This is a genomic window from Photobacterium sp. DA100 (assembly GCF_029223585.1).
Lineage (GTDB): Bacteria > Pseudomonadota > Gammaproteobacteria > Enterobacterales > Vibrionaceae > Photobacterium.
In genome coordinates this window covers 1,541,508-1,567,508 of sequence record NZ_CP119423.1, presented here as the reverse complement: position 1 = coordinate 1,567,508, position 26,001 = coordinate 1,541,508, and the positions used below count along the sequence as shown (strand labels likewise).

Below are 26,001 nucleotides of genomic sequence, written 5' to 3'. Positions count from 1 at the left end.
AGTTCTACACACCTTACCCGGGCTCTGTTTTCGTCAATAAGTTCGCGATTACTTTTCGATTTCGATATTTTCTACGCGAGCTTTTAATTTCTGACCTGGACGGAAAGTCACAACACGGCGAGCGGAGATTGGGATATCTTCACCCGTTTTTGGATTTCTTCCCGGACGCTCGTTCTTGTCGCGCAGGTCAAAGTTACCAAAACCGGATAGCTTAACCTGTTCACCACTTTCAAGCGCTTTTCTGATTTCCTCAAAGAAGACTTCCACCGTATCCTTGGCGTCCCGTTTGCTCAATCCAACATTTTCAAACAGGTTCTCAGCCAAATCGGCTTTTGTGAGCGCCATAGATAATTCCCTCAAGACTATATTGAATGGATTGCAGGAAGACATCAGTCATTCCCACAGCGAATTAGTCGAGTCAGGCAGAAGCCAGAAACCGCTGAAATAGCAGGCTTCACCAAGCTCAATCCTAACTAGAGACAAGTTTATGCCAACTAGCTGATTTCCGCCAACTTTTTTATGTCAACTTATCTTTAAATAATTGATTTTCGCGAGTGAAATTGAACCACTTTCATGCACCCTGTTGTGCTTATTTCGAATAATTAGTGGTAAATATTGCTAAAAACCAGCCAACTCCCAACATTTATTGCTATCAATCACATTCAATGTAGAAATTATCTCTATCTATCAGAAAGTTACGGTATTTAGATTCAGATCAAAAAATTTACAATTCTAGAGACGAATTTGTAAAACAATGACTTAAAAATCACGCCACTACCGACCACAGGTTGCAGCAAAGGCCCTCTTCACTTACATCGTAGAGCGCCCTTTTCAGACATCGAACTACCCAAGAAAGAAACCAACCGCACAAAGCAAAAAAAAGCCCCACCAAAATGGCAGGGCTTTATATCCGTCAAGAGGATCGATTAGTCACGAAGTGACGCGCCGAACTTCTCAGCAACATGAGCAACGATAGCATCAACAGAGCCAGCGATGTCAGCATCTTCCAACGTGCGCTCAACAGACTGAAGGCTCAGGGCGATAGCCAGGCTCTTCTTGCCTTCTTCGACGCCTTTACCAACATAAACGTCGAACAGTTTAGCGTCAGTCAGGAACTCACCGCCCGCTTCTAGGCATGCATTTACGATGTCGCCTGAAGCTACCGCTTCATCAACAACAACAGCGATGTCACGACGGTTTGATGGGAACTTAGACAGTGCAACGGCTTCTGGGATCACTTTGGTGTTAATCGCAGACCATTCGATTTCGAATACGATTGTACGGCCGTTCAGACCAAACTTACGCTCTAGCTCTGGGTGAACCGTACCGATCACACCCACTTCCTTGCCGTCCACGATGATTGCCGCAGACTGACCTGGGTGAAGAGCCGGGTGCTTGGCTGCTGCGAAGCTGTAGGCCTTCTCGTTGGCCGATAGCTCAAGAATCGCTTCTAGATCACCTTTCAGATCGAAGAAATCAACGGTGTTGGTTTCGATGTCCCAGTGCTCTTCGCTACGCGTACCCGCGATAACACCGGCAAGCATCGGCTCTTGGCGCATGCCGTTTTCAGCCGTTTCACATGGGATGAAACGCAGACCAGATTCGAACAGGCGAACACGTGGCTGCTGACGCTTCTGGTTGTGAACGACCGTATTAAGCAGGCCCTGGATCAGACCAAGGCGCATTGCTGACATTTCCGCAGAAATCGGGAACGGCAGGATTAGCGGCTCAACGTCAGGCACGATCAGCTTCTGCTGCTCTGGCTCAACGAAGCTGTAAGTGATCGCTTCTTGGTAACCACGGTCAACAAGTAAGTTGCGAACACGCTTAAGAGGAAGATCTGCTTCAACGTGGTCGTGCATCTTAAGTGCTGCTGCTGGGTTCTGGTTTGGAATGTTGTCGTAACCGTAGATACGGCCAACTTCTTCAATCAGATCCTGCTCGATAGCAATGTCGAAACGCCAAGTTGGTGCAGTCGCTGTCCAACCCGCATCTGTAGTTTCTACAGTTAGGCCCAGACGCTCTAGGATCTCAACCACTTCCGCATCAGCAATGTGGTGGCCTAGCAGGTTGTCTAGCTTAGTACGGCGCAGTGCTACCGTGCTTGGCTTAGGAAGATCAGCTTCAGATTCTTCGGCAACCACAGGTGCAACTTCACCACCACAGATTTCAACCAGAAGCTGAGTGGCACGCTCCATTGCGCTTACCTGAAGTGCGTAATCCACACCACGCTCGAAACGCATTGAAGAATCAGTGTGCAGGCCGTAACTACGCGCGCGGCCACGGATGTGGTCAGGTGCGAAGAATGCACACTCTAGTAGCACGTCTTTAGTCTCGGTGGTTACACCAGACTCTTCACCACCAAAGATACCAGCGATTGCTAGAGCTTTGTTGTGGTCGGCAACAACTAGGGTATCAGCATTTAGCTCAGCTTCAGTGCCGTCTAGCAGCGTTAGCTTCTCGCCCTGCTCTGCCAAACGAACCACGATACCACCTTCGATCTTCGCCAGATCGAACGCGTGCATTGGCTGGCCTTGCTCAAGTAGAACGTAGTTAGTGATGTCGACAACCGGATCGATTGAACGGATACCACAACGACGTAGCTTCTCTTGCATCCAAAGTGGTGTTTCTGCCTGAACGTTTACGTTCTTAACCACACGGCCAAGGTAACGTGGACATGCAGCAGGAGCTTTCACTTCGATAGATACAGTGTCGTCGATAGACGGAGCAACCGCTTCAACCGCTGGCTCAGTCACGTCAGCGCGATTCAGTACACCAACTTCACGCGCAAGACCGCGGATGCTGAAGCAGTCAGCACGGTTTGCCGTTAGGTCAACGTCAACGGTTACGTCGTCCAGACCTAGGAATTCGCGGAAATCAGTACCGTTTACCGCATCTTCTGCCAGCTCCATGATGCCGTCAGATTCAACGTCGATACCCAGTTCAGTGAATGAACATAGCATGCCGTGAGATGGCTGACCGCGTAGCTTGGCTTTCTTGATTTTGAAATCGCCTGGTAGTACTGCGCCAACAGTCGCAACAGCCACTTTCAGGCCCTGACGACAGTTAGAAGCACCACAAACGATGTCTAGTAGTTCTTCTTCACCAACATCAACTTTGGTTACACGCAGTTTGTCAGCGTCTGGGTGCTGGCCGCACTCAACAACCTGACCCACTTTGACGCCAGTGAAAGTGCCTGCTACAGGTAGTACGTCGTCTACCTCTAGGCCGGCCATAGTGATTTGGTGAGTTAGCTCGTCAGTTGTAACCGCAGGGTTTACCCACTCACGAAGCCAAGATTCGCTAAATTTCATAGTGTATGAACCTCTGGATTACTTGAATTGTTTTAGGAAACGAAGGTCGTTCTCGAAGAACGCACGAAGGTCGTTTACGCCGTAACGAAGCATGGTTAGACGCTCAACGCCCATACCAAATGCAAAACCAGAGTATTTCTCAGGGTCGATACCTACACTGCGAAGTACGTTCGGGTGAACCATACCGCAACCTAGTACCTCAAGCCACTTACCGTTCTTGCCTTTAACGTCAACTTCAGCTGAAGGCTCTGTAAACGGGAAGTAAGAAGGACGGAAACGCACTTCCACTTCTTCTTCGAAGAAGTTGCATAGGAAGTCGTGAAGGATGCCTTTTAGCTGCGCGAAGTTAACGTTCTCATCAACCAGCATACCTTCCACCTGGTGGAACATTGGCGTATGCGTCTGATCGTAGTCGTTACGGTATACACGGCCCGGAGCGATGAAACGGAAAGGCGGCTTGCCATTTTCCATCGTACGGATCTGAACGCCAGACGTGTGAGTACGCAACATTAGATCAGGGTTGAAGAAGAAAGTATCGTGGTCGGTACGTGCTGGGTGATCTTCAGCAATGTTCAGCGCATCGAAGTTGTGGAATGCATCTTCGATCTCCGGGCCAGACTCAGTGTTAAAGCCTAGCTCACCAAAAAACTGCTCAATACGCTCAACCGTACGCGTTACTGGGTGCAGGCCACCATTTTCAATGCGACGACCAGGTAGGGTCACATCGATAGTTTCAGCCGCAAGCTTCGCTTCTAGTTCAGCGCGCTGCAGTGCGTCTTTGCGAGCGACAATCGCCTGCTGAACAACACCTTTAGCCTTGTTGATTTCCTGACCAGCAGAGCGGCGCTCTTCTGGTGGAAGCTTACCCAAACTTTGAAGTTGAAGGGTCAATTCACCCTTTTTGCCCAGATACTGGACACGGACTTCGTCCAGAGCGACTAATGAATCAGCCTGCTCGATAGCTGCCGTTGCGTTGGCAATAATCTCGTCTAGATGTTGCATCGTTTCCTCATCCACCTACAGGTGGCGTCCTTTAGGGAGATATAAATTCGCGTAACGATACATACTAAAGAAACATGCGTCTAAATCCAAACCCAATCGTAAGAAAACCGTTGGATTGCGTGAAAAAAACACCATTTACTCTTCAGGTCGAGCTAATTGATGGTTTCCGCTGTGGCTTGCTAGCTAAACAGGATACTGATAGCCGTCAAATTGCACCAACATTCCCCCTTCATTTCGCCTTAGCAGCGTTGAAATGAAAGAGATGCCACTTACGGTTAATAATGTCAAACAGGCAATTGGGGCTTGGCAAGCTCTTAGTTATTGGTAGCTTACAACCAATAAAAATAATTGCTCAAAACGAAAAAAGGAGAGCCGAAGCTCTCCTTTCCACATCAAAACTGACTGAAATTACAGTGCAGCTTTTGCTTTTTCAACTAGTACTGTGAAAGTAGCTTTGTCGAATACAGCGATGTCAGCAAGGATCTTACGATCGATCTCGATAGATGCTTTCTTAAGACCGTTGATGAAGCGGCTGTAAGACATACCGTTCTGACGAGCAGCAGCGTTGATACGTGCAATCCATAGTTGACGGAAAGTACGTTTCTTGTTGCGACGGTCACGGTAAGCGTACTGACCAGCTTTAGTTACTGCTTGGAAAGCTACGCGGTAAACACGTGAACGTGCACCGTAGTAACCTTTAGCTTGTTTAAGAACTTTCTTGTGACGTGCACGTGCTTGTACACCACGTTTTACGCGAGGCATAGGAGACTCCTAACTAAATTAAAATATAAAACTAAAAACGATTAAGCGAACGGAAGCATACGTGCAACAGCTGCTACTTCACATGCAGGAAGAATAGCGTTTGGACGTAGCTGACGTTTGTTCTTAGTAGTACGTTTAGTCAGGATGTGACGCTTAGTTGCGTGCTTAAACTTAAAGCCACCAGCAGTTTTCTTGAAACGCTTAGCAGCACCTTTGTTGGATTTCATCTTAGGCATGATGAGACTCCGCATTGTTGATAGTTAATAACATAGTAATCAGGCGAACAAAAAGCGCTGCGGGTAAGCAGCGCTTTGTGCTACTTGAATGCCGTAATTACTTCTTCTTAGGGGCAAGCATCATCGTCATTTGACGACCTTCAACCTTATTAGGGAAGCTTTCAACAACCGCTAGGTCGCCTAGGTCTTCTTTAATTCGGTTTAGAAGATCGATACCAAGACTCTGGTGGGCCATTTCACGACCGCGGAAACGCAGTGTGACTTTACCCTTGTTGCCCTCTTCTAAAAAGCGAGTCAGGTTGCGCAGTTTTACCTGATAATCGCCTTCGTCTGTACCAGGACGGAATTTAACTTCCTTAACCTGGATTTGTTTCTGCTTTTTCTTTTGCTCTTTAGCAGCCTTGCTCTTTTCGAACAGGTACTTGCCGTAGTCCATCACACGACAGACTGGTGGCTCGGCATTAGGGCTGATTTCAACTAGATCAACACCAGCTTCATTAGCAGCATTCATTGCTTCTTCGATAGAAACAACACCAATTGACTCACCGTCAAGACCAGTTAGTCGTACTTCGCGTACGCCACGAATTTCACCATTCAGACGATGTGCATTCTGCTTAACTGGTGCTTGGGTTCTTCTTCCGCCTTTAATACCTTATTCCTCCACAATATTGAGCTTGCGACTGCTAATCTCTTGCTGCAGGTAAGCAACAAGATCGTCAATCTTAAATTTACCCAAATCTTTACCCTTGCGAGTACGAACCGCAATCTCGCCTGCTTCAACTTCTTTGTCGCCGCAAACAAGCATGTAAGGTACTCGCTTCAAAGTATGTTCGCGAATTTTAAAGCCAATCTTCTCATTTCTCAAGTCCGCATTCACACGAATTCCAGATTTTTGAAGTTTTTCGACTACTTGTTGAACATATTCAGCCTGGCCATCAGTGATATTCATCACAACCGCCTGTTGAGGCGCCAACCAAGTTGGGAAGAAGCCAGCATATTCTTCGATAAGGATACCGATGAAACGCTCTAGTGAACCAAGAATAGCACGGTGGATCATAACCGGCGTGTGACGCTCGTTATTTTCACCAACGTAAGTTGCACCTAGACGCTCAGGAAGTGCGAAGTCTAACTGAACTGTACCGCACTGCCAAGCCCTATCTAGACAATCGTGCAAAGTAAATTCAATCTTAGGACCGTAGAACGCGCCTTCACCCTCTTGGATCTCGTAAGGGATCTCCATTGATTCTAGCGCAAGTTTTAGATCTGACTCAGCTTTATCCCACATTTCATCAGAACCTACACGCTTCTCAGGGCGGGTAGACAGCTTAACAACGATGTTGTCGAAGCCGAATGTCTTGTAGGTATCGTAAACCATTTCGATACAGCTAGTTACTTCTGCCTGTACCTGCTCTTCTGTACAGAAGATGTGAGCATCATCCTGAGTAAAGCCACGTACACGCATAATGCCGTGTAGCGCACCCGATGGCTCGTTACGGTGACATGAGCCGAACTCGGCCATGCGCAGCGGCAGGTCACGGTAAGACTTCAGACCTTGGTTGAAGATCTGAACGTGACCCGGACAGTTCATCGGCTTGATCGCGTACTCACGGTTCTCAGAAGAAGTCGTGAACATCGCATCAGCGTACTTGTCCCAGTGGCCAGAGCGTTCCCAAAGCACACGGTCCATCATCAGTGGACCTTTCACTTCCTGGTAGCCGTACTCATTCAATTTCTCGCGGATGAATACTTCTAGGTCACGGAAGATAGACCAGCCGTTGTGGTGCCAGAACACCATACCCGGCGCTTCTTGCTGCATGTGGAACAGGTCTAGCTGCTTACCGATTTTACGGTGGTCGCGCTTAGCCGCTTCTTCCAGACGAGTAAGGTGCGCTTTCAATGCTTTCTTGTCGTGGAAAGCCGTACCGTAGATACGCTGAAGCATCTTGTTGTCGCTGTTACCACGCCAGTATGCACCCGCAACATTCAGCAGGGTGAAGTGCTGACAGAAGCCCATGTGCGGTACGTGTGGACCACGACACATGTCGATGTATTCTTCGTGGTGGTATAGGCCCGGACGGTCATCACGCGAAACGTTCTCGTCTAGGATTTCCACTTTGTATGGTTCGCCACGTGAGTCAAACGTATCACGCGCTTCCTGCCAGCTGACCTTTTTCTTGATAACTTGGTACTTGGTCTTCGCCAGCTCTTTCATACGCTTTTCAATCTTTTCAAGATCTTCTTGCGTAAGCGACTCTTCTAGGTCGATATCGTAGTAGAAGCCGTTGTCGATCGTTGGACCGATCGCCATTTTCGCTTGTGGGTAAAGCTGCTTAAGCGCATGGCCTAGAAGGTGAGCACAAGAGTGGCGAACGATTTCAAGGCCATCGACTTCATCTTTAACAGTGATGATTTCAAGGCTTGCATCTTCTTCGATCAGATCACACGCATCAACGCGGTTACCGTTTACACGGCCGGCAATAGTTGCTTTCGCAAGGCCAGGACCGATCGACTGAGCGACTTCCATAGTAGAAACTGGGTTGTCAAATTGACGCTGACTGCCGTCAGGAAGAGTAATTACAGGCATGTAAATATCCTTTCACAGTGGTCTTGCACACCAAGCAAGACATGTTGAATTAAAAATATAAAGCTTTGAGAGCTAAATAAAAGAAAACCCAGAAATCCGGCGCTGCAATACTGAGCAGGCCAAAATCGCTGAGCGAAGCTGCAACTATAACAAACGCGACAAGCCAATTGCAAAAAACAATGTTGTTAAACAGCCGGCTAATTCACCTGCGGCTTGGACATAGCACTTGCCAAGTTTAAAAAATCTTGCTTTTATTTGTATAGGCAATTAGGAAAAGCGTTATGGCTCAGTCACCTCGTTATCAGCAGATCAAACAGTACCTGCTAGAAAGGATTCATACCCGCCAATGGCCACCGGGCCATAGGATACCGACCGAAATGTCACTGTCTGAACAATTCGCGGTAAGCCGTATGACCGCCAACAAAGCCATCACCGAACTGGTCAAGGAAGGCTTTCTCGAAAGAACGCCACGCCTGGGTACATTTGTCTGTCATAAGAAAGCGGAATCCCCCCTGATGGAAATCCGCAACATTGCCGAAGAAGTGAAAAACCGCGGCCACCGCTATTCATCAGATGTGATCTCTCAATCAACTATCCAAGCAACCGAAGATATCGCGCTGCGACTTGGCGTGCGCCAAGGCACGGAGGTTTATTTCACCCAAATTGTCCATTTCGAAAATAGCTCACCGATTCAACTGGAAGAGCGCTGGGTTAACCCAGAACACGCACCGGCCTACATCGAGCAAGACTTCAGTACGCAGACCCCTAACGAATACTTGGTCAAAGCTTGCCCGCTCAGCGACATTGAGCACACAGTAGAAGCCTTGCTGCCTCCCCAGCGGATTGCTGAGTTGCTTAAGGTCAGCCCGCAGGCACCTTGCCTGCTGCTTAATCGCCGTACCTGGAGCAACAACAATTTGATAAGCACAGCCCTACTCTATCATCCGGGCAATAAATACAAACTGAGCTCGCGTACACAGGTAGGGATTTAGTTGCTAGATCCTAAAAGCCTAGGCCTTACAAAAACATGGCATATCGGCATTGGCTTTAATTACTTTTCCTGACAACCAAGGTTCGTATTCTAGGAACTAGGAACTAGGAACTAGGAACTAGGAACTAGGAACTAGGAACTATTCACTCCTCAAAATCTTTCTCTGCATAAACGCATTTCAAACGTGCGATCCCTCTCATAACCCAACGATTGTCAGCAATTAATTACAATTACAATCACATTTCATTTACATCCCACCTTGAACTTTAACCTCTAATTGCCTATTAATTTGTATATACATTAACGCAACTAGCAATAAATGCTAGTGATAGTAAATAACTTCAGGGTCGCAAAATGGATAGAGTACTGACGAACGTCAATCTGGTTACCCTAGCAGGGAAAGAAGGCTACCAAGTGATCAGCGATGCCATGATTGGCATCCAAGACGGCAAGATCATGTATGCCGGCCACAAGGAGCACTTCGACTGCCACGGCCACCCTGAAGTCGTAGACTGCCAGGACGCACTTGTCACTCCGGGATTGATTGATTGTCACACCCATCTGGTTTTTGCCGGCAACCGCGCTGGAGAATTCGAACAACGCCTCAACGGTGTCCCGTATGAGCAAATCGCCACCGCCGGCGGGGGAATTCTGTCGACTGTCCGGGCAACCCGCGATGCATCAGAAGACACACTGTTCAAGCTGGCGTGTGAGCGTTTGCAAGGCCTGAAGAATGAAGGGGTGACCACTGTCGAAATCAAGTCTGGCTATGGCCTCACCCTCGAAGATGAGCTGAAAATGCTCAGGGTGGCCCGCCGCATTGGCGAAATGCCCGATATCAATGTATCGACAACATTGCTTGCCGCTCATGCCCTACCGCCAGAATACGTCGATGATCCAGACAGCTATATCCGATTTGTCTGTGATGAAATCATTCCTGCCGCCGCGCAAGAAAAACTGGCCGACGCGGTGGATGTATTTTGCGAGAGCATTGGCTTTACTACCAGCCAGTGCCAGCAAGTATTCCAAGCAGCACAAAAACATGGCCTTGCCATTAAAGGCCACACCGAACAGCTTTCCAACTTAGGTGGCAGTGCGATGGCCGCAAGAATGGGGGCTTTGTCTGTTGACCATATTGAGTACCTTGATAACGAAGGGGTTGCCGCCCTCGCCGCTTGCGGCACTGTGGCAACCTTGCTGCCCGGTGCCTTTTATTTTCTTCGTGAGAGCCAAATGCCACCGCTTGATCAGCTCCGTCAACTGAACGTACCGCTGGCGATTTCCACCGACTTCAACCCCGGCACCTCGCCGATAGCTTCCATCCGCACCATGATGAACATGGCTTGCACCTTATTCCGGCTGACGCCTGAAGAGTGCCTACGCGGTGTCACGGCCAATGCCGCCAAAGCGTTGGGGATACATGAACAACGAGGACAAATCCGTGCAGGCATGAAAGCCGATTTGGCCATTTGGAACTTATCTCACCCGGCTGAGCTGTCATACCGAATAGGTGTGCCCGATCTTAAGGCGCGGGTAGTCAATGGTGAGCTATTCAACCAAGCTATTTTACCTAGTTCAGGGCAATAAGGAGTCCCCCATGTCGGTAGATATGACAGTCTGGCAAGGCCGCAGTGATCCCGAAGACGGTAACCTTGGATTACGCTGGCATGAAGTGATCAAGCCGGCCGACGAGGTTAATGATCCCGGTATCATGCTGCTCGGTTTTGCCTGCGATGAGGGGGTTTCCCGTAACAAAGGGCGTACCGGCGCCTACGATGCCCCAATATCGATTAGAAAAGCCTTGGCGAACCTCGCTTGGCACCATACAGATCCCGTTTATGATGGTGGGGATATTTCCTGCAATGACGGCAACCTTGAGTTGGCCCAACAGCGCTTGGGAGACGATGTCTGCCGCGCACTGCGCCAAAAGCACAAAGTGATTGTATTCGGTGGTGGTCACGAGGTTGCCTGGGGAACATTCCAAGGGATCGGCAATTATCTACTGCAAAAGCAACACGCGCAGGAGGGGGTGATTGAACCAGAGTATCTGGGTATCGCTATGCCGACACCCCAAATTGGTATTGTCAATTTTGACGCCCATTTTGATCTGCGTAATCCGCCATCTGGTGCATCAGCCGAGCAAGGCAGTTCGGGGACTCCTTTCCAGCAAATCGCACGATTCTGCGAACTACAAGGCTGGCCGTTCCACTATGCCTGTCTGGGTTTGAGCCGAGCCAGCAACACCCAAGCTCTATATGACAAGGCCGATAAACTGGGCGTGTTCTATTTCGATGACTGTGAGCTCACCCACCAGCGTCTGCCGCTGGTGATTGAATCACTCGAGCACTTCATCGCCCAATGTGATTACCTCTACCTCACCGTAGATATTGATGTGTTCCCAGCCTGTACCGCGCCGGGCGTCAGCGCGCCGGCTGCGCGTGGTGTACCGCAGGACATCATTGAGCCATTGATCAACACCGTATTAGCTGCCGAAACACCGGCGGGAGAAAAGAAAGTTCTGGTTGCTGATATGGCGGAATATAACCCGCGCTTTGATATCGACAACCAAACAGCACGACTCGCCGCGCGATTGGCCTGGACCATCGCCCGTGCCCTACGTTAATCAACGCCGCTGTCTTAATAAATCATTACAGTGACAGCATTGCAAGGAGAGCCACATGACACAAGATACCCAACCTCGCTTGGACGAAAGCCGTACCATTATTGCCCCGACGGGCACAACGCTAAATGCCAAGTCATGGTTAACCGAAGCCCCACTTCGGATGTTGATGAACAACCTGCATCCCGATGTGGCGGAACACCCACACGCTTTGGTGGTATATGGCGGCATTGGTCGTGCTGCAAGGAACTGGCAGTGCTATGACAAAATTGTCGAGGTGCTAAAGCGCCTTGAAGAAGATGAAACCTTGCTGGTTCAATCCGGCAAGCCTGTCGGTGTATTCAAAACCCACACTAACGCGCCGCGGGTATTGATTGCCAACTCAAACTTGGTTCCGCACTGGGCTAACTGGGAGCATTTCAACGAGCTCGATAAGGAAGGCTTGATGATGTACGGCCAAATGACCGCAGGCAGCTGGATCTATATCGGCTCTCAGGGCATCGTGCAAGGGACTTATGAAACCTTTGTTGCCATGGCAAAACAACACTTCGGTGGAGACAGTTCTGGTCGTTGGATCCTAACGGGAGGCTTGGGCGGAATGGGGGGCGCTCAGCCGTTGGCGGCCACCATGGCCGGCTTCTCAATGATTGCCGTTGAATGTGATGAGAGCCGCATCGACTACCGCCTACGTACCGGCTATGTAGATTGCAAGGCGACTTCTCTTGATGAAGCGTTGGCGATTATCGAAGAAGCCAAACAAACCGGAAAGCCTGTCTCTGTTGGTCTGCTTGGCAATGCCGCCGATGTGTTCCCTGAAATTGTTCGCCGTGGCATCGTGCCTGATTGCACCACCGACCAAACCTCTGCCCATGACCCATTGAATGGCTACTTACCACAGGGCTGGACTATGGAGCATGCCGCCGAGATGCGCCAACGCGATGAAGCTGCGGTAGTCAAAGCAGCCAAAGCCTCCATGGCCGTTCAGGTCGAAGCTATGTTGGCGCTCCAGAAAGCCGGCTCGGCGACCGTCGATTATGGTAACAATATCCGTCAAATGGCTTTTGAAGTCGGTGTTGAGAATGCCTTCGACTTCCCGGGCTTCGTGCCAGCCTACATTCGCCCATTATTCTGCGAGGGTGTTGGGCCTTTCCGCTGGGCTGCATTGTCTGGCGATCCGGAAGATATCTACAAAACGGACCAGAAAGTCAAAGAGTTGATCCCTGATAATCCTCATTTGCACAACTGGCTCGATATGGCCCGTGAGCGAATCCAGTTCCAAGGTTTGCCTGCACGTATCTGCTGGGTTGGTCTCAAAGATCGTGCTCGCTTGGGCAAAGCGTTCAACGAAATGGTGAAAAATGGTGAGCTGAAGGCACCGATTGTTATTGGTCGCGACCACCTTGATTCTGGCTCTGTCGCCAGCCCGAACCGTGAAACGGAAGGTATGATGGACGGCTCCGATGCAGTCTCTGACTGGCCACTACTCAATGCCCTGCTCAACACCGCATCAGGTGCCACCTGGGTATCGCTACACCATGGCGGTGGCGTGGGTATGGGCTTCTCGCAACACTCAGGCATGGTCATTGTCTGTGACGGAACCGATGAAGCCGCTGCACGCGTTGGCCGTGTGCTTCGCAATGACCCGGCCACGGGTGTGATGCGCCACGCCGACGCCGGTTACGACATCGCGGTTAACTGCGCCGAAGAGCAAGGCCTCGATTTGCCGATGATCCCATCAACCCAGAAGTAACAGGACGTTGTATGTACCAAATTGAAATCAATCCAGGGAAACTGTCACTCAAGCAACTGCGACACATCAGCCGCCACAAGGTGACACTGTCACTCAACAGCGCAGCTTATGATGATATGTTGGCAAGTACCCGAGCCGTTGAACAGGTGATCGCAGAGGACAAAGTCGTATACGGTATCAACACAGGATTTGGTTTGCTCGCCAATACCCGTATCGCCGTTGAAGATTTGGAAACCCTCCAGCGTAGTATCGTTCTGTCCCATGCCGCCGGCATTGGCGAGTTCATGGAAGATCATACCGTCAGGCTGATGATGGCTCTGAAGATCAACAGCCTTGCCCGCGGTTACTCGGGGATCCGCCCCAAGGTGGTTGATGCGCTCATCACCCTGGTCAATGCCGAAGTCTACCCTTGCATCCCACAGAAAGGATCGGTTGGTGCATCGGGGGATCTTGCCCCGTTGGCACATATGAGCACGGTACTATTGGGTGAAGGACAAGCTCGTCACAATGGCGAGGTTATCAGCGGCGCGGCAGCATTGAAGATTGCTGGCTTAGAGCCTATCACTTTAGCCCCGAAAGAAGGTCTCGCACTGCTCAATGGCACACAAGCGTCCACCGCATTTGCGCTGGAAGGCTTGTTTGCCGCAGAAGATCTGTATGCCTCGGGCACCGTCTGTGGTGCAATGTCGGTTGATGCTGCACTTGGTAGCCGCCGTCCGTTTGACCCTCGTATCCACCGCGTTCGTGGTCACCGCAGCCAGATTGATGCCGCGATGGCCTACCGCCATCTGTTGGACAAAGAAAGCGAGATTGGCTTATCTCACCAGCAGTGCGAAAAAGTCCAAGACCCCTACTCGCTTCGCTGCCAGCCTCAGGTGATGGGGGCTTGCCTGCAGCAGATCCGCCATTCTGCGGATATTCTGGAAATCGAAGCCAATGCCGTTTCTGACAACCCACTGGTATTCGCTGATGATGGCGACATCATTTCCGGTGGTAACTTTCATGCAGAGCCGGTTGCCATGGCAGCTGATAACCTTGCGCTGGCCATTGCCGAAATTGGCAGCTTGTCAGAGCGTCGTATGGCCCTGTTGATCGATAGCGGGCTGAGCAAACTGCCGCCATTCTTGGTGGATAACGGCGGGGTAAACTCCGGTTTTATGATAGCGCAGGTGACGTCAGCTGCACTGGCCAGCGAGAACAAGACCCTAGCCCATCCGGCTTCGGTCGATAGTTTGCCGACCTCGGCCAACCAGGAAGATCATGTCTCGATGGCCACCTTTGCCGGCCGCAGGCTCAAAGACATGGCAGAAAATACCCGCGGGATTTTGGCTGTCGAGCTTCTTGCCGCGGCACAAGGCTTGGATTTCCGCACGCCAAACCGCAGTTCAGAGCGTATTGAGCAAGCCAAGGAAATGCTTCGCGCCCGGGTGAGCTTCTACGACAAGGATCGCTACTTCGCTCCGGATATCGAAAAAGCCAATGAGCTACTATTGGAAGCGCATTACAACAGCCTAATGCCTTCGCAACTGCTTCCGAGCCTGTAACCAACTTGCCGCTATCCTATTTTAAGCCGGCAAACACTGCCGGCTTACTTTCATATTGCGGCCAGTAGACTATTCATTACTTGCACTTTTTCTATCCTGTTATGCAGGGAATACGTGCGCTTCCCGTACAAAATCGCATTCTTTTTCGTCTGAGAACATTAAAACCTTGATAAATACCCAGTTATTAGCTCAATAAATAGACTACTATGTTGAAGAGGCAATGAGCCCAACTGCAAATTGATGTTTCGTGGAGGATGCTATGTGGCAAGCAATTTCTCACCAACTTTCTGAGGTATTGGATAGACCATTCAAAATCAGCGAAAAGGAAGTGCTTGAAGGCGGTGACATTAATGAATGCTACTGCATCGGAGACGGTACCGACCGTTACTTCGTCAAGCTCAACGATCGCGAACGGCTTGTTATGTTCGAGACAGAAGCGGAGAGCCTGAGGCTACTCAACGAAACCGACTGTATCCAAGTACCCCAGTTTATCCACCTCGGCACATCCAAAGACCGGGCTTTTATTGTCCTCAACTACCTGCCGACGAAAGTGATCGATAACCAATCTGCCTATACGCTTGGGGAGCAGTTGGCTCGGATGCATGCCTGGGGCGAACAGGGGGAGTATGGCTTTGACCTCGATAACTACATTGGCTTGACCCCGCAGCCCAACCAATGGTGCCGCAAATGGTGCCGCTTCTTCGCTGAACAACGCATTGCCTGGCAGTTGCAGCTTTGTTCGGAAAAAGGCATCGATTTTGGCAATATCGATACGATCACCAGCAAAGTAATCGATCTTCTGGTACACCACCAACCCAAGCCCTCGTTGCTGCATGGCGATCTCTGGCATGGCAATACCGCCGTTACCGTTACCGGGCCTATCATCTATGATCCTGCCAGCTATTGGGGGGATCGTGAATGTGATATCGCTATGACCGAACTGTTTGGTGGGTTCCCACCCAGCTTCTACGAAGGATACCAGTCTGTCTGGCCGCTGGAAGACGGCTATGAAAAGCGCAAAACGCTCTACAACCTTTACCATGTGCTCAACCACTGCAACCTGTTCGGCGGTAGCTACATCACCCAGGCAGAACATATGATGGAAGAGCTAGGGCTGAAATAGGCCCAATTATTCTCGCCATCAACGCTGCTGATGTGCTCGGTGTTAGCCCACAGTCATTTATTGCCGTCGAGGACTCGGTAACCGGCCTGCTGGCCGCGAAAGCGGCCCAAATGAAAAGGGTGGCCGTCCCTGATGCCGTATATGCCAATGGTCCACGCTGGTCAACTGCCAACCGCAAACTTAACTCGTTACCCGAAGTAAATAAGCAATTAATTGCAACCATCTGATACCGTTGCTTAGATGCAAAGGTGTCATTGTAACCATGATATTGTTTACACCTTTTTGCTCTGTCCTTGCAGTCGCAAAATGTGCCATTTCTGACCTAATATTTATTTCACCAATATAAACAGAAATTTATACGTCCAGTCTTTTTTTAATATCTGATCGCTGCAACTCTCTTCTTTGTCATAACTTTCTGTGAGTTCAAACTTTATAGATAATTTGAGGCGAAAACGAATGCTTAACGCTAAAGTTAAATCATTGAACTGAACCAGTCGCGTTCTCGGGAATTATTGCAACTTGGATGCTAATTCTTGGCTTAAGTTTGCAAGGAGTACACTATGAAGAATTACACAGAGCAGACAGTAGTATGCCCACACTGTGGCCACAACATCCCTATTACTCTTGATGCCAGTGCAGGCAGCCAAGAGTTCTATGATGACTGCCCTGCCTGCTGCCACGCCATCCATCTAAATATGCAAGTTGATGAACTACATAAGACCATCAACTTATTTGTCGATGCCGATGATGAGCAGATTTTCTAGTCCATTGGCTGTTATTAAATGCCGTATCCGATATTCAAAACCCCTACTGAACCGTAGGGGTTTCTATTTTACTTGAGTCAATTATCCTAAGCCTTTTTCAGCCAATACCCTTTCAACCGTATCGACTATGGCTTGGGTTTGAGGATCGATTTCGATATTGACTTTAGCACCGACTTTCTTCACGCCAAATAGGGTTCGTTGCAAGGTTTCAGGGATCAAATGCACACAGAAACGATCCTCATCTACCGTACCTATCGTCAACGAGCAGCCATCCAAACCAATGTATCCCTTGCGCAAGATATATTTATTGTAGGATTCGGGGATTTCAAACCAAATAGTTGTATTGTTTGGCGATACTTCAATGTCAACGATCGTTGTTACCGCATTGATGTGCCCCGACATGGAGTGGCCGCCAATTTCATCACCAAACTTGGCCGCCCGTTCAATATTCACACTATCACCGGCGCTGAGTGCGCCGAGGTTAGTCACGGCCAGTGTTTCTTGCATCAGGTCGAAAGAAACATTATCCCCCTCCAGTTTCGTGACCGTCAGGCAACAACCGTTATGGGCAACTGAGGCACCGATTTCCAACCCCTCCCGCATCTTGCCGAATAATCGGACAACATGGGTTTGAAACGCTTCTTTTTTTTCGATAGCAATAACTTGTGCTGTACCCTGAACAATTCCGGTAAACATATCAACTCCTGATGATCAGATAACTTTCAGTATGTTAACAATAAATCGGCCGTGTAAAAAGCAAGCGAAATTGCACTATCAGGCTTAACCCTATATCCTCAGCACATATTTAGAAGGTTACAGCAGAATGTACTAAGTTGGACTCCGCATGCTAAGGCACCTAACAAAAAATCTTAATTTGCAAATTCAGGTGTTGATGGCGTTGTTGGTTGTCCTTACGGCGCTGCCTATCGGCTTGCTCTGGCACAACAGTACCGAGCGTGTTGTCCACCAGACGATTGAGCACATCTACAAACATGCCAGCCAAGGGGTAATTTCCCATCTCCGGGAATTTTTCACTGATGCGCACCAAGTCTATCAGCACCAGGACCGTATTCAGAAAGCCCTCAACAGCAAGGTGCAAAACCGGGAAACATTGCTCAACCATCTTCTAACCGTGTTAAACCACCACAATGAAATCGATTATTTCTATTTCGCGAATGTCGATGGTGGATTGCTCTCTATGGGCCATCAAGAAAATAACCAGTATTTCCTGATTGAAACTGATTCTAATCAAGCTGGTAACTTGAATCGTTTTTCCTCCGATCACGATGGTCACAAAGGCCAGCTACTCGAAACAACAACAAACTTCGATGCCCGAGAAAAAGCATGGTTTCAAAATGCCATCGACAGCAATGAGCCGGTCTGGAGCAATATTTACGCCGGTGCCTTTGACCCAACCCTGCTAGGTATTACGTTGTCGCAGGCGCAACGGGATGAAAGCGGCAAACTGTTAGGTGTCTGGGGACTGGATTTAACACTCACCACGGTTGTGCATGAACTGAACAAGAGCAAACTGAGCCAGCATGGTGATGTCGTGCTATACGATAAAAACCAAGCTATTCTTGCCAGTACCTCTCCCGCTCATACACCGAGCAACGGTGAGCTTCCTGCCATCAACCAATCCACCGCCCCAATCCTTGATAGCCTGATCAAAGCCGATAGCAACAAAGGCAACAGCTTGCTGCTGGTTGACCACAATGGTGAACAATGGGCTGGATTTATCAGCGACTACAATATCGGCCAAGATCACCTTGTCAAAATTGCCTTCTATTCCCCATTGACTGACTTTGCCCCTGAACTCGGTGCCTCCCAGCGAGCCGCGATCCTATTGACCGCCGTCTTAGTGCTCGTTGCCATCCTGCTCGGCAAGAAAGCTGCCTGGCAGCTCCATCAACCAATTCAAGCCCTGACCCAAGCGGCAGAGCAAATCAGCAAGGGACGATGGGGAAGCCAGATTACCATCACCCGGGATGACGAATTAGGGACACTGGCCAAATCGTTCAATAAGATGCAGCGAAATCTCGAGTTGACCATTCATGAACTCGATAGCCAACAGCAGGAGACCAAACGCCTCAATGCCCTCTTAGAACGTCAAAACCAAGAGCTTGAAGCACGAGTAAAAGAACGAACTCAAGCGCTTAGCACTGCCAATACCAAACTGCAACAGATGGCCTACTTCGACGGCCTCACGGGAATTGCCAACCGCCGTTATTTTTGGCAGCAGCTTGATGAAAAATGTAGAGAGCAAGACGGTTGGTTGCTAATTATGGATATCGACAACTTCAAGCTTATTAACGATGCGTACGGTCACATCGAAGGCGATAATATCCTCAAGCATTTCACGGCGACTTGTCAGGCTGTTTTGCCTGCGAATTGCCTCTTTGGCCGTATTGGTGGTGAGGAGTTTGCCGTCTGGATGGCAGATGTACCTCGACTAGAAATCGAGAAAATCACCCATCAGCTGCTATCGCAGCTTGAGCGTCACCCTTATACAAATGACAATAACTCAGTTATGGTTTCGACCAGTATCGGTGCCAGTCGCTGCACTTCCCTGCCGCAAAAATCCTATGCCGTTGCCGACAGGCTACTCTACCAGGCAAAGCAAGAGGGCAAGAATCGCGCTGTGATAGAGCCGACAGCTGATGATCACGAGGTCTAAATCAGCGGCTCAGGCAGCAAGAGAGCGGCAGATAAATACTTCGCTAAGCTATTGATATCAAATCTAGAGAATGAAATGATAATTTTTATTCGATGTGAATTGTGCCAATTTGGCGAACCGTTATAATTCTCGCGTCATTCCTCTCTTCAACCAGGAGCACTTCTGTGCATAACTATCGGCGAGAAACCCGCCTCTTACTCAAATTAGCGATCCCTGTACTGATTGCATCGGTTGCCCAAACCTCGATGGGGTTTGTAGATACGGTTATGGCCGGAGGCGTCAGTGCAACGGATATGGCGGCGGTATCTGTAGCGGCAAGCATTTGGTTACCGGCGATCCTTTTTGGTGTCGGTTTGCTGATTGCCCTGGTTCCAATTGTCGCCACCCTGAATGGTTCAGGTAAGCGTGATAACATTCCGTTTGAGGTCCAACATGGCTTCTTGCTGGCGCTGTTGATTTCCATACCGATCATTTGGGTGCTGTACAATGCCGGCACCCTGATTGATTTTATGGATGTCGAAACGGCGTTGGCCGAAAAAACCACTGGGTATCTTCATGCCGTACTCTTTGCCGTTCCCGGCTTTCTTTTTTTCCAGACCCTGAAGAGTTTTTCTGAAGGCGTATCGATGACAGTCCCGTCGATGGTGATTGGCTTTATCGGCCTTGCCGCCAATATTCCGCTTAATTGGATCTTCGTCTACGGCAAATTCGGCGCCCCTGCGCTAGGCGGTGTCGGCTGCGGTGTAGCAACCGCTATCGTCTACTGGCTAATGTTCTTCTCGATGCTGGTTTATATCCGTTTCAACAAAAAGCTACGCGCTATTGGTATTTTCGACCGTTGGCACCCACCCCAGCTGAAAGCGGTTATTCGCCTATTTCGCCTCGGCTTCCCGGTTGCAGCCTCGATCTTCTTCGAAGTCTCGCTTTTTGCGGTTATTGCCTTGCTGATCTCTCCGTTAGGCTCGACGATCGTCGCCGCCCATCAGGTCGCAAGTAACTTTTCTTCGTTGATCTTCATGATCCCGATGAGCCTAGGTGCCGCCCTGAGTATCCGGGTCGGTCACTTGCTAGGACGCCAAGACTTTACCGAGGCCAAAATCGCCAGCCGCAGTGGTTTGATTGTGGCTTTTTGTATCGCAGCGGTGACGGCGGTCATGACAGTGGTACTGCGCGAACCTATTGCTGAGATGTATACCGATAACCGCGAGGTTATCTACATCGCTGGACAACTGCTCTTCCTCGCAGCCATCTACCAATGTACCGATGCTATCCAGGTAGTGGCAGCCGGAGCACTCAGGGGCTATAAGGACATGCGGGCTATATTTATTCGCACTTTCATTGCTTACTGGATCCTTGGCTTGCCAATCGGTTATATCCTCGGGATCACCGACTGGATCGTCTCCCCGATGGGCCCACACGGCTTCTGGATAGGGAACATCGTCGGCCTAACCGCCGCCGCTATCATGCTGGCATACCGCCTGCTCTGGGTACAGAAGCAAGATGATGACTCACAGTTGCAGATGTCACTACGGTGATTTTGCTTGCGCGAATTAAAAGGCGGCCGTTGGTCTGTCTCTTATGCACAAATCCCCGAGCATGCTCGGGGATTTTTTTTGAACTCACTTTCGAAGTTGTGATCTGATCATTTAATAGCTATTAAATGGATGATTAAGATGGATAAAAATACTCATGAACAATGGGCAGATATGCAATTTGGGCAAGCTAACCTCAACGACCCTAGACGAACTCAGCGTTTAGTCTCTTTAGCGGCTTCACTTGCTCAACAGCCAGGAGTTGCTGTGTCAAAATTATCCCTCTCACCTGCTGATATGGAAGGGGCATACCGGTTTATTCGTAATGACCATATCGAACCAAAAGATATCGCTGAGGCGGGGTTTCAAGTAACTGCTCAAAGAGCCGCAACCCATCCCATTTTACTCGCCCTTGAGGATACAACCGCTTTAGTCTTTAGGCATCAATCGGTTAAAGGTGAACTAGGGCATATTAATCAGGGAGATAATAATCGAGCCATCTTGGCACATTCGATTTTGCTTTTTGCTCCACAAAACCACGATATTGTTGGCTTAATTGAGCAGCAAATGTGGACCCGTGACATATTGAAACGAGGCCAGCGACATCAACATGCTTCGCGGCCTTACAAAGAAAAAGAGAGCTATAAGTGGGAAAAGGCCTCTCAGAACATGGTTGAACGATTAGGCACTAATATAGATAAAGTGATTTCAGTATGTGACCGTGAGGCTGATATCTACGAATATCTGGCGTACAAAGCGCAAAATAATCAACGATTTGTTGTGCGTTCAATGCAGAGCCGATGTATCAAAGAGCATGACAACAAACTCTATGACTATGCTGAGCAATTACAAAATGCGACGCCTAAAGTCTTGCATATACCTCAAAAAGGGGGACGTAAAGCGAGAGATGTCGTCCTTGATATCAAGTACGCAAAAGTCACACTGAAAGCACCAGCCAATAAATCATCTCAGCCCGATACCGCTATGTATTATGTCAGTTGTGTTGAACAAGGCGATAGAAAAGACAAGCTCGCTTGGCACTTACTGACATCTGAAAGGGTCACAAAAGCAGAAGATGCGGAACGCATTGTCAGCTATTACGAACACCGCTGGTTAATTGAGGACTACCATAAGGTCTGGAAAAGTGAGGGGACAGGAGTTGAAGAGCTCAGAATGCAAAGTCGAGATAATTTAGAGCGGATAAGCGTCATTTTAGCATTTATAGCCACACGTTTATTACAGTTACGCTTTATGAGAAAAACGTGTTCTCAGGCTGATCATAACTGTGAAAAGGTATTGAGCACACAAGCTTGGAAGTTGTTGTGGTTGAAAATGGAGAAGAAAACCATTCCCGAGTCGCCACCCAATATATCTTGGGCTTATGAAAACCTTGCAAGAATGGGGGGATGGAAAGATACCAAACGAACAGGAAAGGCATCAGTGAAAGCCCTATGGGAAGGATGGTTCAAGTTACAAACCATCCTTGAAGGCTATGAGCTAGCAATGTCTCTTGACCATCAAAACTTGTGATCAAGAGACAGGCCGTTGGTCGCCTTTTTGTTACGCGACGTATAAAACCGAGTGACACCAGGTTACTTGGATATACTAATCATATGAACCTGTTTTGCCATCCTCTACTACTTCTGCTGCTCCTGGTACTGACTGGCTGCGAGCCCAACACCGCCACACGCAGCTTCAACAGCTACAATGAGCGGCTCGCCAATGTCCTCGACACTTCGCCAGTGGCCGTCGATGACATAGATCTCATCGCCTTTCCAGAACCCCGCGAGCTTCTAGAGCCTATCGAAGATATTCGAATTGATTTACTCGATGCCTATGAACTGAGAAAATGCGGACTGTTCAACCTGATCGCCGAGCGCAACTCCATTTTGGGCAAGGTACAGGACAAAACCCGTCAACTGCGTTATGAGCTCATCCTGTTAAGTGGCCTCAACCACTGCCAGCAGGTACTCCCGCAAGACTCTGAGGTCCTGCCGATGCTTCAAGGGTTCAAGCAGCAGAAACAAGCCCAGCTCGCCAGCCACCTGTGGAATATGCTCACCACAGAAAAGGAGTGGCGGCAGCAACTCACCATATACCACCAACCTTTCGAGCTAGGCCTATTCTATGGCTTTGATGAAAGCTTAAATGCCTTTAACTTTCTAACTTTTATTCAGAAAAACATCCTGCAGGGCACCAGTGTAGAAGAGAAACAGGCTGACCGGCTGATAAAGCATCAAGAGCAGCTACATACCCACCACTACTTCGGCCAGCTGGTCTATTCGATACACCTCGCGACGTTGTGGTTAGAAGCGATTACCGACATGCTGGAACAACATGAACAGCGGCTCATCTGCGGCCCTAACCGCAACCAACAGAAAGCCGAATACCTCAGTAACGTTTTCAACAAATTCTTTGCCAGCGAGCTGCAGGCCTACCTTGCCGAACTCGACTCCCAATACCGCCAAATATCTCCTGCTCTAACAACACTGCTCACGCTGGAACATGCCAGGAAATCAGCCACCACTCCCTACGTCGAGCAATACCTCAACGGTAAGCTCCATAATCGCTTCAGGCAGGCGACACGCCAGCATGTCGGGTTCTGGCAACGGACGTTCAAGCGGTGCAACATCAAAGTCGGCACCCGTTAGCCTAAACTTTGGCCATCTATCGCCTGGTATTATTAATTCACCGACTCAGCGCAAAGAATTGCCCTGTATTGCTATAAATGCATAACAACAGGCTCTAAGATGAATTAATAACCATCTGGCTGGAGCTGATATGAAGAAGAACAAAAACGATGCAAAACTCTTAAAAAAAGCGCTAGAGCTAGGTATGGCCTTTGCTAAGAAGCAAGGGTTTGATGATTTAGACAAATCAGTCTCGTCGAAGGATAAGGTCGAATGTATTTACCGCTTGCTGGTTCAATTCAAGCAAATTACCCCGCTTCCTGAAGACAAGGAAGACGGACCGAATATGAAACACAGACTCATCCTGTGGATTACCCGGCTATTACCGCCGGATCACGAACTGCTCCAGTAACACTTGCAGCAGGTTTGAGCCCCCTCAAACCTGCTGGTTTACCTGCTATCAGTATTTATATTCCCACGACACCATACCGAAGTAGCCATCATAGTCTTGATTGACACGGCCTAGGCTAGCCTCGTCTGCGGCAAACAGATAATCATCCTCATCATAGTTTTCATACCTGATATTGAGCTTGATACTCTGTCTGTCATCGACACGATAGGTACCATTGACCTCCAAACGATGCCCCTGGGAGCGATTATCCGGATAATCAAAGTCGGCATTTGACGTGGTGGATGTCTTTCCCTTGCCATAGCTATAACTGTAATCAAGCCCGATATCCAGCCGCTTATCCATCAGATTGTTCCGGTTGGCTCCAACTCCGACAACCACAGCTTCATCGGTCAATTCTGAAGTATATCGGGAAAAATCAGGGGAATTGCTGTTGGCGCTCTGCTGCTTGGATTCAATTTGCTGATAATTCAGGTAGGCATAGCCCACGGTATTTTCATCATGCTGGTAATCAACGGTGGCATCATAGCCATAATCTTTACCCGAGCTGCGGCCTATATCCGGGGTGGGATAATCCTCATCGCCGTACCAAGCGGCGGCAGACAATTGGGTTGAATCATTGAGCTGATAGCGAATATCCCCACGGAGTTCCAGCCTTTCCCGATCGGCCAAATAATACTGCCTCAAATTCGGGCTATTGGCACTGTCGTTCCTCCAGCTCGAGCCGTCTCTGTCTTGCCATGAGACTTTGGCACCGGCACTCCAGTCATCGACCGGTTTGTAGCGTGTTGAAAGATACAGCGTGCTTTCATTGGTGCGCTTCCTGTCCGCCTCTTCCCGCGAACGATACCTATAGTCGAACCCGCCCTGAATTTTCCACGACCGGTTATAGCGGTAATCCCCCACCACTTCGAGACCGCTTCGGGTTCTGTCGGTTGTTGGCCTTGTCTGGCCTATGACAGCATCCTTATCCGAGCGATCATCCCGGTCCCGGTAATCTGCCCGCACCTTCAGCGCAGCTTTACTCGTCAGCCGATTGCTGTAACCCGCATCAACCTGAACCGTATTGACCTTACCGTCAAACTTGGACTTTTGGTTCGGTGAACCCGGAAAGACATTCAACCCACCGTCAGATGTCGACTCCTGCCAAAGTACCCGGCCATCAATCGTCTGCCTGTCCATCCTGTAATTTCCCGAGACAGCAACCTGGTGAAATTCATTATCGGGCTCGTAGGCCCGGGAGTCGGCAAAGGGATCGCTGGCAGGGCCAAAATACAAGGCCTGGTTGTCATTACGAAAGACCGAGGCCCGGTATGCCGCATCGATAAGCCAGCCTTCCTCAAGATAGGACACCCCAACAGCAGTATTGAGGGTTTCATGCGAGAGCGGTTTTTGAATATATCCGGGAACACTGCCCACGCCAGGCACCCGGTTGTCATAGAAGGAATATGTCCCCTCTTTTTGCTCGAACGTCATGTCCGCATAGGGCTGCCAGGGGCTTGGCGGCGTATACTTCAACCCGATCTGGATTTTTTCCCGAATCGATTCCTTGTCGAAAGTCCTGAGATCCCCTTCGGTCAATGTCGTGCCATCACCACGGTATGCAGAAAGGCTATCATCGTTCCAGTAATACGGTGACTGGCTGTAGTAAAGGCTTGCCCGCACACCGTCGTAATCACCCAGCTCGGTGCCGATCCGAAACCGCTTCAAGCCAAGGTCTTCGACCTCAAACCGCGTGTATTCCCCGTCATCATTGACTTGCCCTAAATCGGCATTGAGTGTTCCCACGGCCCCTACATCACTGTGGGTCGGCACCCAATTGTTGAACCGGGTCGAGCCACCATTATCTGAATAGCCCGCGCCCAATGCGGCACTTCCCTGCCATTGCCCATCACTTGAGCAGGCTTTACACTCCCAGCCGGATGTATCGACCTCTTTCGCCGCTTTGAGTGAGTAATCCTGGTACGGATTGTCAGCGGGCACGCTCTCTTCTTCGGCATAACCACAAAATGTCATCGATGCAGTCAGCCAATAAATTGGATATACAATCTTCATTGCTCTGC

Annotated in this window: 22 protein-coding genes; 13 read left to right on the top strand and 9 right to left on the bottom strand. The window is 49.4% G+C overall.

Features of this window, described 5'->3' with window-relative positions:
• Positions 1–48: 48 nt before the first annotated feature.
• The 7 genes from ihfA to thrS form a co-directional block, all read right to left on the bottom strand.
• Positions 49–345 (bottom strand): integration host factor subunit alpha, encoded by a 297-nt coding sequence (gene ihfA, locus PTW35_RS07530; RefSeq protein ID WP_039462335.1) that lies wholly within the window; start codon positions 343–345, stop codon positions 49–51.
• Between the two features lie 581 nt (positions 346–926).
• Positions 927–3,314 carry a phenylalanine--tRNA ligase subunit beta gene (gene pheT, locus PTW35_RS07525; RefSeq protein ID WP_281027160.1) on the bottom strand — a complete coding sequence of 796 codons (2,388 nt, stop codon included), beginning with the start codon at positions 3,312–3,314 and terminating at the stop codon, positions 927–929.
• Between the two features lie 18 nt (positions 3,315–3,332).
• Positions 3,333–4,316: a phenylalanine--tRNA ligase subunit alpha gene (gene pheS / locus PTW35_RS07520; RefSeq protein WP_281027159.1), complete on the bottom strand. Its 984-nt coding sequence runs from the start codon at positions 4,314–4,316 to the stop codon at positions 3,333–3,335.
• 408 nt (positions 4,317–4,724) lie between these two features.
• Complete coding sequence (gene rplT / locus PTW35_RS07515) at positions 4,725–5,078, bottom strand: 50S ribosomal protein L20 (protein ID WP_007469869.1); 354 nt, start codon at positions 5,076–5,078, stop codon at positions 4,725–4,727.
• Positions 5,079–5,119: 41 nt separating this feature from the next.
• The gene (gene rpmI / locus PTW35_RS07510; protein WP_007469870.1) at positions 5,120–5,314 is read right to left on the bottom strand and encodes a 50S ribosomal protein L35; all 195 of its coding nucleotides are present in this window, start codon (positions 5,312–5,314) and stop codon (positions 5,120–5,122) included.
• 97 nt (positions 5,315–5,411) lie between these two features.
• On the bottom strand, positions 5,412–5,963 hold the full coding sequence (infC, locus tag PTW35_RS07505; RefSeq protein ID WP_082008553.1) for a translation initiation factor IF-3: 552 nt from the start codon (positions 5,961–5,963) through the stop codon (positions 5,412–5,414).
• Positions 5,964–5,966: 3 nt separating this feature from the next.
• Entirely contained in the window at positions 5,967–7,898 is a 1,932-nt protein-coding gene (gene thrS / locus PTW35_RS07500; protein ID WP_281027158.1) for a threonine--tRNA ligase, read from the bottom strand.
• Positions 7,899–8,179: 281 nt separating this feature from the next.
• Here thrS and hutC point away from each other — a divergent pair, with 281 nt between their 5' ends.
• The 8 genes from hutC to PTW35_RS07460 all read left to right on the top strand — a co-directional run bounded on the left by hutC (position 8,180) and on the right by PTW35_RS07460 (position 16,690).
• Positions 8,180–8,890 (top strand): histidine utilization repressor, encoded by a 711-nt coding sequence (gene hutC, locus PTW35_RS07495; RefSeq protein ID WP_281027157.1) that lies wholly within the window; start codon positions 8,180–8,182, stop codon positions 8,888–8,890.
• A gap of 353 nt (positions 8,891–9,243) precedes the next feature.
• Positions 9,244–10,476: an imidazolonepropionase gene (gene hutI / locus PTW35_RS07490; RefSeq protein WP_281027156.1), complete on the top strand. Its 1,233-nt coding sequence runs from the start codon at positions 9,244–9,246 to the stop codon at positions 10,474–10,476.
• A gap of 10 nt (positions 10,477–10,486) precedes the next feature.
• Positions 10,487–11,512 (top strand): formimidoylglutamase, encoded by a 1,026-nt coding sequence (hutG, locus tag PTW35_RS07485; RefSeq protein ID WP_281027155.1) that lies wholly within the window; start codon positions 10,487–10,489, stop codon positions 11,510–11,512.
• Positions 11,513–11,567: 55 nt separating this feature from the next.
• Positions 11,568–13,259: a urocanate hydratase gene (hutU, locus tag PTW35_RS07480; protein ID WP_281027154.1), complete on the top strand. Its 1,692-nt coding sequence runs from the start codon at positions 11,568–11,570 to the stop codon at positions 13,257–13,259.
• A gap of 11 nt (positions 13,260–13,270) precedes the next feature.
• Entirely contained in the window at positions 13,271–14,803 is a 1,533-nt protein-coding gene (gene hutH, locus PTW35_RS07475) for a histidine ammonia-lyase (protein ID WP_281027153.1), read from the top strand.
• Between the two features lie 259 nt (positions 14,804–15,062).
• The gene (locus PTW35_RS07470; protein ID WP_044623121.1) at positions 15,063–15,926 is read left to right on the top strand and encodes a fructosamine kinase family protein; all 864 of its coding nucleotides are present in this window, start codon (positions 15,063–15,065) and stop codon (positions 15,924–15,926) included.
• 32 nt (positions 15,927–15,958) lie between these two features.
• Positions 15,959–16,153, top strand: a complete 195-nt coding sequence (locus tag PTW35_RS07465) for a hypothetical protein (protein ID WP_281027152.1) — start codon at positions 15,959–15,961, stop codon at positions 16,151–16,153.
• Positions 16,154–16,486: 333 nt separating this feature from the next.
• The gene (locus tag PTW35_RS07460; RefSeq protein ID WP_044623120.1) at positions 16,487–16,690 is read left to right on the top strand and encodes a CPXCG motif-containing cysteine-rich protein; all 204 of its coding nucleotides are present in this window, start codon (positions 16,487–16,489) and stop codon (positions 16,688–16,690) included.
• 81 nt (positions 16,691–16,771) lie between these two features.
• On the opposite strand, the gene PTW35_RS07455 is transcribed toward PTW35_RS07460, so the two are convergent.
• Positions 16,772–17,386: a riboflavin synthase subunit alpha gene (locus PTW35_RS07455; RefSeq protein WP_281027151.1), complete on the bottom strand. Its 615-nt coding sequence runs from the start codon at positions 17,384–17,386 to the stop codon at positions 16,772–16,774.
• Between the two features lie 196 nt (positions 17,387–17,582).
• Between PTW35_RS07455 and PTW35_RS07450 the strand changes: the two genes are divergently transcribed.
• The 5 genes from PTW35_RS07450 to PTW35_RS07430 all read left to right on the top strand — a co-directional run bounded on the left by PTW35_RS07450 (position 17,583) and on the right by PTW35_RS07430 (position 23,941).
• Positions 17,583–19,367 carry a diguanylate cyclase gene (locus PTW35_RS07450; protein WP_281027150.1) on the top strand — a complete coding sequence of 595 codons (1,785 nt, stop codon included), beginning with the start codon at positions 17,583–17,585 and terminating at the stop codon, positions 19,365–19,367.
• A gap of 164 nt (positions 19,368–19,531) precedes the next feature.
• A complete protein-coding gene (locus PTW35_RS07445) occupies positions 19,532–20,902 on the top strand; it encodes an MATE family efflux transporter (RefSeq protein WP_281027149.1) in 1,371 nt (456 codons plus the stop codon).
• Positions 20,903–21,040: 138 nt separating this feature from the next.
• Positions 21,041–22,429 carry an IS4 family transposase gene (locus PTW35_RS07440; RefSeq protein ID WP_281025132.1) on the top strand — a complete coding sequence of 463 codons (1,389 nt, stop codon included), beginning with the start codon at positions 21,041–21,043 and terminating at the stop codon, positions 22,427–22,429.
• An 83-nt stretch (positions 22,430–22,512) separates the two neighbouring features.
• Positions 22,513–23,550, top strand: a complete 1,038-nt coding sequence (locus tag PTW35_RS07435; protein WP_281027148.1) for a DUF3080 domain-containing protein — start codon at positions 22,513–22,515, stop codon at positions 23,548–23,550.
• Between the two features lie 130 nt (positions 23,551–23,680).
• Entirely contained in the window at positions 23,681–23,941 is a 261-nt protein-coding gene (locus PTW35_RS07430; RefSeq protein WP_039462384.1) for a DUF5062 family protein, read from the top strand.
• Positions 23,942–23,989: 48 nt separating this feature from the next.
• On the opposite strand, the gene PTW35_RS07425 is transcribed toward PTW35_RS07430, so the two are convergent.
• On the bottom strand, positions 23,990–25,993 hold the full coding sequence (locus tag PTW35_RS07425) for an MtrB/PioB family decaheme-associated outer membrane protein (protein ID WP_281027147.1): 2,004 nt from the start codon (positions 25,991–25,993) through the stop codon (positions 23,990–23,992).
• Positions 25,994–26,001 lie beyond the last annotated feature (8 nt).

What these genes read in the sequence shown, in the direction of transcription:
- ihfA (WP_039462335.1), bottom strand. Translation starts at nt 345, where the DNA reads ATGGCGCTCACAAAAGCCGATTTGGCTGAGAACCTGTTTGAAAATGTT.
- pheT (WP_281027160.1), bottom strand. Translation starts at nt 3,314, where the DNA reads ATGAAATTTAGCGAATCTTGGCTTCGTGAGTGGGTAAACCCTGCGGTT.
- pheS (WP_281027159.1), bottom strand. Translation starts at nt 4,316, where the DNA reads ATGCAACATCTAGACGAGATTATTGCCAACGCAACGGCAGCTATCGAG.
- rplT (WP_007469869.1), bottom strand. Translation starts at nt 5,078, where the DNA reads ATGCCTCGCGTAAAACGTGGTGTACAAGCACGTGCACGTCACAAGAAA.
- rpmI (WP_007469870.1), bottom strand. Translation starts at nt 5,314, where the DNA reads ATGCCTAAGATGAAATCCAACAAAGGTGCTGCTAAGCGTTTCAAGAAA.
- thrS (WP_281027158.1), bottom strand. Translation starts at nt 7,898, where the DNA reads ATGCCTGTAATTACTCTTCCTGACGGCAGTCAGCGTCAATTTGACAAC.
- hutC (WP_281027157.1), top strand. Translation starts at nt 8,180, where the DNA reads ATGGCTCAGTCACCTCGTTATCAGCAGATCAAACAGTACCTGCTAGAA.
- hutI (WP_281027156.1), top strand. Translation starts at nt 9,244, where the DNA reads ATGGATAGAGTACTGACGAACGTCAATCTGGTTACCCTAGCAGGGAAA.
- hutG (WP_281027155.1), top strand. Translation starts at nt 10,487, where the DNA reads ATGTCGGTAGATATGACAGTCTGGCAAGGCCGCAGTGATCCCGAAGAC.
- hutU (WP_281027154.1), top strand. Translation starts at nt 11,568, where the DNA reads ATGACACAAGATACCCAACCTCGCTTGGACGAAAGCCGTACCATTATT.
- hutH (WP_281027153.1), top strand. Translation starts at nt 13,271, where the DNA reads ATGTACCAAATTGAAATCAATCCAGGGAAACTGTCACTCAAGCAACTG.
- PTW35_RS07470 (WP_044623121.1), top strand. Translation starts at nt 15,063, where the DNA reads ATGTGGCAAGCAATTTCTCACCAACTTTCTGAGGTATTGGATAGACCA.
- PTW35_RS07460 (WP_044623120.1), top strand. Translation starts at nt 16,487, where the DNA reads ATGAAGAATTACACAGAGCAGACAGTAGTATGCCCACACTGTGGCCAC.
- PTW35_RS07455 (WP_281027151.1), bottom strand. Translation starts at nt 17,386, where the DNA reads ATGTTTACCGGAATTGTTCAGGGTACAGCACAAGTTATTGCTATCGAA.
- PTW35_RS07450 (WP_281027150.1), top strand. Translation starts at nt 17,583, where the DNA reads ATGGCGTTGTTGGTTGTCCTTACGGCGCTGCCTATCGGCTTGCTCTGG.
- PTW35_RS07440 (WP_281025132.1), top strand. Translation starts at nt 21,041, where the DNA reads ATGGATAAAAATACTCATGAACAATGGGCAGATATGCAATTTGGGCAA.
- PTW35_RS07435 (WP_281027148.1), top strand. Translation starts at nt 22,513, where the DNA reads ATGAACCTGTTTTGCCATCCTCTACTACTTCTGCTGCTCCTGGTACTG.
- PTW35_RS07430 (WP_039462384.1), top strand. Translation starts at nt 23,681, where the DNA reads ATGAAGAAGAACAAAAACGATGCAAAACTCTTAAAAAAAGCGCTAGAG.
- PTW35_RS07425 (WP_281027147.1), bottom strand. Translation starts at nt 25,993, where the DNA reads ATGAAGATTGTATATCCAATTTATTGGCTGACTGCATCGATGACATTT.